Source organism: Sulfitobacter aestuarii (assembly GCF_042685005.1).
Taxonomy (GTDB): Bacteria; Pseudomonadota; Alphaproteobacteria; order Rhodobacterales; family Rhodobacteraceae; genus Sulfitobacter; species Sulfitobacter aestuarii.
On the sequence record NZ_JBHUMP010000006.1, the window covers coordinates 194,113 to 200,664 of the forward strand.

Below are 6,552 nucleotides of genomic sequence, written 5' to 3' on the forward strand. Positions count from 1 at the left end.
TTCAAGTGTTGTCTCCGAGCGCCGTTTCAGGCTATCGTGGATGCCTTCTCACGTCCTCAAGGAATCGACCTATGACCCGTTTTGCCGCCCCGATCGCCGAACAGATTTGGGATATGAAATACCGTTTCAAAGCGGCCGACGGTACGCCGAAGGATGTGACCGTCGAGGATACCTGGCGGCGTATCGCGCGCGATCTCGCGCAGGTCGAGAAAAAGCCGAAGGTCTGGGAAGATCGCTTCTTTGCGGCCCTTGAGGATTTCAAATATCTCCCTGCCGGGCGGATTACCGCGGGGGCCGGGACGGCGCGGCGGGTGACGCTGTTCAATTGTTTCGTGATGGGCACGGTGCCGGACAGCATGTCGGGAATCTTCGACATGCTGAAAGAGGCGGCGCTGACCATGCAGCAGGGCGGCGGGATCGGCTATGATTTCTCCACCATCCGCCCGCGCGGCGCCGATGTGCTGGGCGTGTCGGCCGATGCCTCCGGTCCGCTGAGCTTCATGGATGTCTGGGACGCCATGTGCCGCACCATCATGTCGGCCGGCAGCCGCCGCGGCGCGATGATGGCGACGATGCGTTGCGATCACCCGGATGTGGAGGATTTCATCGCCGCCAAGTCCGATCCGGCGCGGCTGCGCATGTTCAACATGTCGGTGCTGGTGACCGATGACTTCATGGAAGCGGTCAAGTCCGATGACTCCTGGGACCTGAAATTCGGCGACAAGGTCTATCGCACGCTGCAGGCGCGCGACCTGTGGAACCGGATCATGCAGGCGACCTATGACTATGCCGAGCCGGGCGTGATCTTCATCGACCGGATCAACAAGGCCAACAACCTGAGCTATGTCGAGACCATTGCCGCGACCAACCCCTGCGGCGAGCAGCCGCTGCCGCCCTATGGCGCCTGCCTGCTCGGTTCGATCAATCTCGCGCGGCTGGTGTCCGACCCGTTCGGTGACAAACCGCATCTCGACGTCGAGGCGCTGAACACGCTGGTCGCCACCGCCGTGCGGATGATGGACAATGTCGTTGACGTGTCGCAGTTCCCGCTCGAGGCACAGGCGCGCGAGGCCCAGGCCAAGCGCCGCATTGGCCTTGGTGTCACCGGCCTGGCCGATGCACTCCTGATGGTCGGCCTGCGCTATGGCTCCGACGAAGGCGCGGCGCAGACCGAAGCCTGGCTGAAGGCGATCGCCCGTGCGTCCTATTTGGCGAGCGTGGAGCTGGCCAAGGAAAAGGGCGCCTTCCCGCTGTTCGATGCCGATTCCTATCTTGCCTCCGGCACCATGCAGCAGATGGACGAGGATGTGCGCGACGCGATCCGCCAACACGGCATCCGCAACGCGCTGCTGACCTCGATCGCCCCGACCGGCACGATCAGCCTCTATGCGGGCAATGTCTCCAGCGGCATCGAGCCGGTCTTCGCCTATGCCTATACCCGCAAGGTGCTGCAGAAGGACGGGTCGCGCACCGAGGAAGAAGTGGTCGATTACGCCGTGCAGATGTGGCGCGAGCTCAAGGGCGACGCACCGCTGCCCGATTACTTCGTCAACGCCCAGACCCTGGCACCCGCTGATCACGTCAAGATGCAGGCGGCGGCGCAGAAATGGGTCGACAGCTCGATCTCCAAGACCATCAACTGCCCCGAGGACATCAGCTTCGAGGCGTTCAAGGATGTCTATATGCAGGCTTGGGATTCAGGCTGCAAAGGCTGCACCACCTATCGCCCCAATGACGTGACCGGGTCGGTGCTGAGCGTGTCCGAAAGCAGCGAGAAGACCCCGAGCGAGACACCCGCGCAGATCTCCGAAGGCGGCGATGTGATCTACATGTCCGACCCGCTTGATCGCCCCAGCGAGCTCGAGGGCAATACCTACAAGATCAAATGGCCCGACAGCGAGCATGCGCTCTACATCACCATCAACGACGTGGTGATCTCCGGCCACCGGCGGCCCTTCGAAGTGTTCATCAATTCCAAGAACATGGAGCATTTCGCCTGGACCGTGGCGCTGACGCGGATGATTTCGGCCGTGTTCCGGCGCGGCGGCGACGTGTCCTTCGTGGTCGAAGAGCTGAAGGCAGTCTTCGATCCGCGCGGCGGTGCGTGGATGGGTGGCAAGTACATCCCCTCGATCCTCGCGGCGATCGGCGGCGTGATCGAGAAACACATGATCGCCACGGGCTTTATCGCGGGCGAAGGCCTGGGGCTGAAGACCGACCCCCAGGCCCAGGTCGTCGGCCTCGACGCCCCCCGCGGCCCGGCCTGTTCCGCCTGCGGCCAGTTCGACCTGCGCATGATCGAAGGATGCATGACCTGCGGGAGCTGTGGGCATAGTAAGTGTAGTGGTTAAAAGGCTTAGTCCATATGTGGTGACAAGCTAAATTTGGCCATTTGTGGGAAAAAATGGCCATTTTACAAGCTTAGAGCGGCCATTGAGGAGAGACGCGTTTGCAGTGATATTCTCTCTGTTCTTCGCGTGCTTCAGCCACCGTCAGCTTCTTGAAAGGAACATGGGTCCAAGCGTCAGTCAACGAAAATACAAACTCAAGTTTTTCGAAGAATGGCGACCTTTGATGTTCGCAAAGATCGCAATGTCAAAATGAAGAAGGCCGCAGGTATACCTGCGGCCTTCGTTCGTTGCAGGGCTGGCAGATCTACAATCAGGTCAGTTCGACCGGCGATATGATCCAAGGTGGAAACAGATCAGACGACGTCAGAACGCCTTCAGCCTGGCAAGCTGCAGCTCGCTGTCGACGCGTGCCGTGAGAAGCTCGCGCATTGCCAGAAGCTGGCGAAAATGCCGAAGGAGGCTTTCCAATTCAGCGCCGGATGACGACAGAATTGGGGCTGACTTGACTTGGCCAACCGCGCCGAGCTCGGGGTCATGTGTGCCGTCGAACACATTCTGATGCCCCAAGGTTTCGCGGCAAACGGCCGCCTCGAGGATGTTGGCTGCCTGACCGATGTGATTGCTCGCGCCGGGTCCAATTGGCCCCTCCTCACGCAAAGCAGCAAGGGAACCCGAAAGTGTTGTGTGATCTGTTGCGGATAGGATCTGACCGCTGGACTGGACTGCATCATGCAGCACGTCGAGCCCGAGCAAGATGAGAGCCCAGAGCTCTTGGATCGACAGGTGATCGTGGTATTTCATGTTCAATTCCTTCTCTTACGACAAGCGCTGATGGAGCCTCGTGATTTCGAGCGCTCCATTTAACGAAATGGCCGTATCAAGCGGCTTTCTGTTTGATTAGGGGGAGTGCCCACGCGCAATGCTGCTGCTGGGGCACGTCGATCTTTTTCAGCAGCTCGTAGAGACGATCAGTGAGCAGACAAATCTCTTCCACCTCGGGACTGCCAGGGTCCAAAATCGTCCAAGGAGAAAGTTCCTGATCAAAACCACCCGAGATGGGATCGGGAGACAGAAGGCGATGCAAATCGACCAGTCTGCGCCGGAGACCACGATTAAGGCCTGTCGCCTGCCGCAAATCGGACATGAGCCGCAGGACGCGCGCTGTGCCCGCATCCCCAGCGAGAATTTCGGCGGCACTACACAGCGCTGGGCCGTTTTCGCTGAAATGGGCGCGGGCGGCGGAGAGATTTGGGTCCGGCGACAGGGATTGGTTGGAAATCTTACGCATCATGGTTTTCCTCCTTTGTGCGCATCTGCCCTTCTTGGCAGCATCAAGTCTGTCCGCTATCGGAAGTTTGGGAAGCACCCCTCTATTCATGTCTGGGCCGACTGGCCCTGTATTCTCGTGCAAAGAACATTGGCCACTTTCCTATGAGACGAAGAAAAAACTTAGGTCCGACGGAAGAATTCTGGCGGTTCAAATCATCTTTTCGGACCTGGCACACCGGGAAACGCTATGGACGCAACCTGCGAGCAGCGCGGTGTGCTAATATGCACCGCAAGGGAATGGCGGAGTTGGCTTCTGGGCATTGGCCGCATTCCACACCGGTGGGGCAAAGAGAAAAGCCCTCGCAGTAGAGAACTGCGAGGGCTGCGGATCTTGTGATGACGAGTAAGCGCCTATCTGTCTTCCCAGTTCCATGTCTCTTCCATGGTGTCCGGCGGAGCCCCGGAGGTACCGCCATCTTCAGAAGGCAGCGATTGCGCAATACCGCTCACGACTGGCGCGGAACCTGGAATTTCCCTGTGCGCTGCAGGAGATTGCGATGTTTCAAGCTCAATGCCGAGACCGTCGGCGGCCGCCCGGAACTGTGTTTCACGCGGAGATGCCACCACATCAAGACCAATGAGTAGACTGTTTTCGATTTCGGCGAGCCGCTCTTTGGAATAGTCGTCGACCAGCAGCCCCTGGCGCGCCATAGCGTTGGAATTGATTTCCCGGATGCGGGTCATTGCTTTGAAAACAACCTCTTCGTCAATTGTACGCTGCGCGGCAACAGATGCACGGATTTCTTGCGCAGCCAAGATCCAAGTTTGAGCGCGTTCGCCGCGGTAGCGCTCGAAGACTGATGGCACGTCGACCCACTCGCCATTCAGTTCTACGGCAATTGCGCCGATGTCCTCAGAATAAAAGCGAACCCGAACTTCCTTGGACGAGGTGTGCATGAACCAGCGGGCGAGCGCTTCTGAATGGTAACGAATGCCCAGTATACTGATCCCTTTCTTTGTCACGGTCCTTTTAAGCCGTGTTCCAAGTGCCCGGCGCCGACGTTCGACGGATGGCATGGGGGCGACGCCATACTTGTCGACCAACCTGTTCCAGCAAAGACGCGGCGTTTCACCGTCGAGCCCTGAGTGCATTCGGCGGTGGTAAACGTCGACGACCCAACGCACCAAGGCCTCGCTCAGGTCTTCTACGGTCAGAGCCGCGCGATCTTCGGTATCGTAGTCTCCTTTAACCACAGTGTTTCTGAAGGTTCGCCCCGTGAACCTTCCGATGAAGCTGGTCGACATCGTTCCGAACAAGCGCTCAATTCTTGCTCGGAACTCGGGCATTCCCGCCGGCCCCGCGTCGATATTGATACCCAGATCGGCAGCGGCAGCACGGGTGTCATAATCAATGAACGCGGATCCGCAATCTGTGACGATCAGTTCCGGAGTGCCTGACATGTTCCACGGCGTAAGTGCCCCTACAGCATCAGCCCAGATCCCCTTGTCCCGTACGATCATGTCGATTGTCTGCATCGCGCTGCGTGCGCTCGGTGCTCTTGAGAGCTTTAACGCGAGAACGCAGCGGGTTGTCGTGCACATAGCGGCGGTCAAAAACCAGCGTGTTTTCTTACCATCTTCGAGGCCGAGGCTGGCCTTCTCTTCCTCGCTGAGGATCGACCAGATTCCTGATGTCGCCAGGAGGGTCATGAGATCTACTTTCCACTCGTCCATCTCGACCCGTTCGAGCGGCCGAGTCAGCTCAAGCCCTTTGCCAACCGGTGCGTTGCGCTTTCTGGCTTCGGCGAGACCGTAGCGAGCTACGTCCATCTCGAAGGGGTCGAGCTTCTTTACCTCGAGACGGATGGTCTCACGCGACGGCAACAAGAGGGGGGATTTGCCTTTCCCCTCTTTCTCTTCCAGTTCTTTCCGGCGAAGGTTCTCAGCAATGAAAGCATCGCGGACGTCTTCAACCACCTGAGTGATCGAAGGCTGTTCCATCACCAGGTAGTTGCGGACCGTTTTCGCCAGCAGAGCCAATTCATCTGGACCTATCCGACGGCTTCGGCGAGAGTCGGTGCCGCGACCGTAGAGGGCGGCCATGCCATCGCGGCTGAACGCCGCAACCCGCTTCAGCAGGCGGCTGGCGCTTATTTTATCTGGCACGATCATTCGGTTGCAATCCACTTGGATCGCATCGCCTTCGCTTGGGACTGAGAGATATTTACCGGCCCGGATTTTAATTTCCGGTAGGACCGCCTTGACAGAGTCATCCGTCCGCTTGACCTTGCCCTCGCTTTCCATCTCGAGGAATGCGCGAACGAGAGACTCGTGATATTTGGCTCTTTGTTGCTGCTTTGCCGGAAGTGTTGAGATCTCTTGCGTCGGCACTCTCAGCCGCCGCTTTGCGCTTTCAGGCAGAAAAGCCTCGCGGCGATGTTCGAGGCTGCCAAGCGTCACGCGCTGTGACAAGACTGCATGTGAAAAGGATTCTGCAACCCCGGTCCCGTCAGTCCGGACCAAAACGTAGCCTTCGTCGGTGTGTTCGATGGCGCGGTAAGAGATGCCACTCAAGACAATCTCGTCGTGTTGGCCGAAAGCAAAGCGCGGCAAGGTGGGGCTGGGCTGGATGTCGAGCATTATGCGGCCCTCCGGGTGACATAGCTGTCATAGTCGATGCGCATTTGGCGCTGTAATTCGAGTTCACGGGCGCCGATAAGCCGGGCGATTGACCGAAATCCTCGGCCGCCGAGGCCAGTGTACGCGATCAGATCACCGATCTTCGCCGCCCCTACCAGGTCCGAGACAGCATTCCGCATAGCTGAATCCACCATGGGATCAGGCTGGCGCACGGCTGAGGTGGCTCGGTTTGTCTGAACAGCTTCGAGCCGTTTCCTAAGTGGATTTCCCGCTCGGTTATGCCGCGACCGGG

General features: G+C 58.8%; 4 protein-coding genes and 1 pseudogene. 1 reads left to right on the top strand and 4 read right to left on the bottom strand.

The genetic code is table 11. The features are described from left to right. The first annotated feature begins 71 nt into the window (after positions 1-71). A complete protein-coding gene (locus ACFSUD_RS09470) occupies positions 72-2,351 on the top strand; it encodes an adenosylcobalamin-dependent ribonucleoside-diphosphate reductase (protein WP_386373730.1) in 2,280 nt (759 codons plus the stop codon). A 363-nt stretch (positions 2,352-2,714) separates the two neighbouring features. Here the strand turns inward: ACFSUD_RS09470 and ACFSUD_RS09475 are convergent, their stop codons facing one another. From ACFSUD_RS09475 to ACFSUD_RS09490, 4 genes and pseudogenes are all read right to left on the bottom strand, one after another. Further along, entirely contained in the window at positions 2,715-3,152 is a 438-nt protein-coding gene (locus ACFSUD_RS09475; RefSeq protein ID WP_386373732.1) for a hypothetical protein, read from the bottom strand. A gap of 76 nt (positions 3,153-3,228) precedes the next feature. Further along, on the bottom strand, positions 3,229-3,642 hold the full coding sequence (locus tag ACFSUD_RS09480) for a hypothetical protein (protein WP_386373734.1): 414 nt from the start codon (positions 3,640-3,642) through the stop codon (positions 3,229-3,231). A 389-nt stretch (positions 3,643-4,031) separates the two neighbouring features. Further along, positions 4,032-6,260 carry a Mu transposase C-terminal domain-containing protein gene (locus ACFSUD_RS09485; RefSeq protein ID WP_386373735.1) on the bottom strand — a complete coding sequence of 743 codons (2,229 nt, stop codon included), beginning with the start codon at positions 6,258-6,260 and terminating at the stop codon, positions 4,032-4,034. Next, positions 6,260-6,552 (bottom strand): annotated as a pseudogene (locus ACFSUD_RS09490) (hypothetical protein); the annotation flags it as partial. The gene ACFSUD_RS09485 and the pseudogene ACFSUD_RS09490, both read right to left, overlap by 1 nt.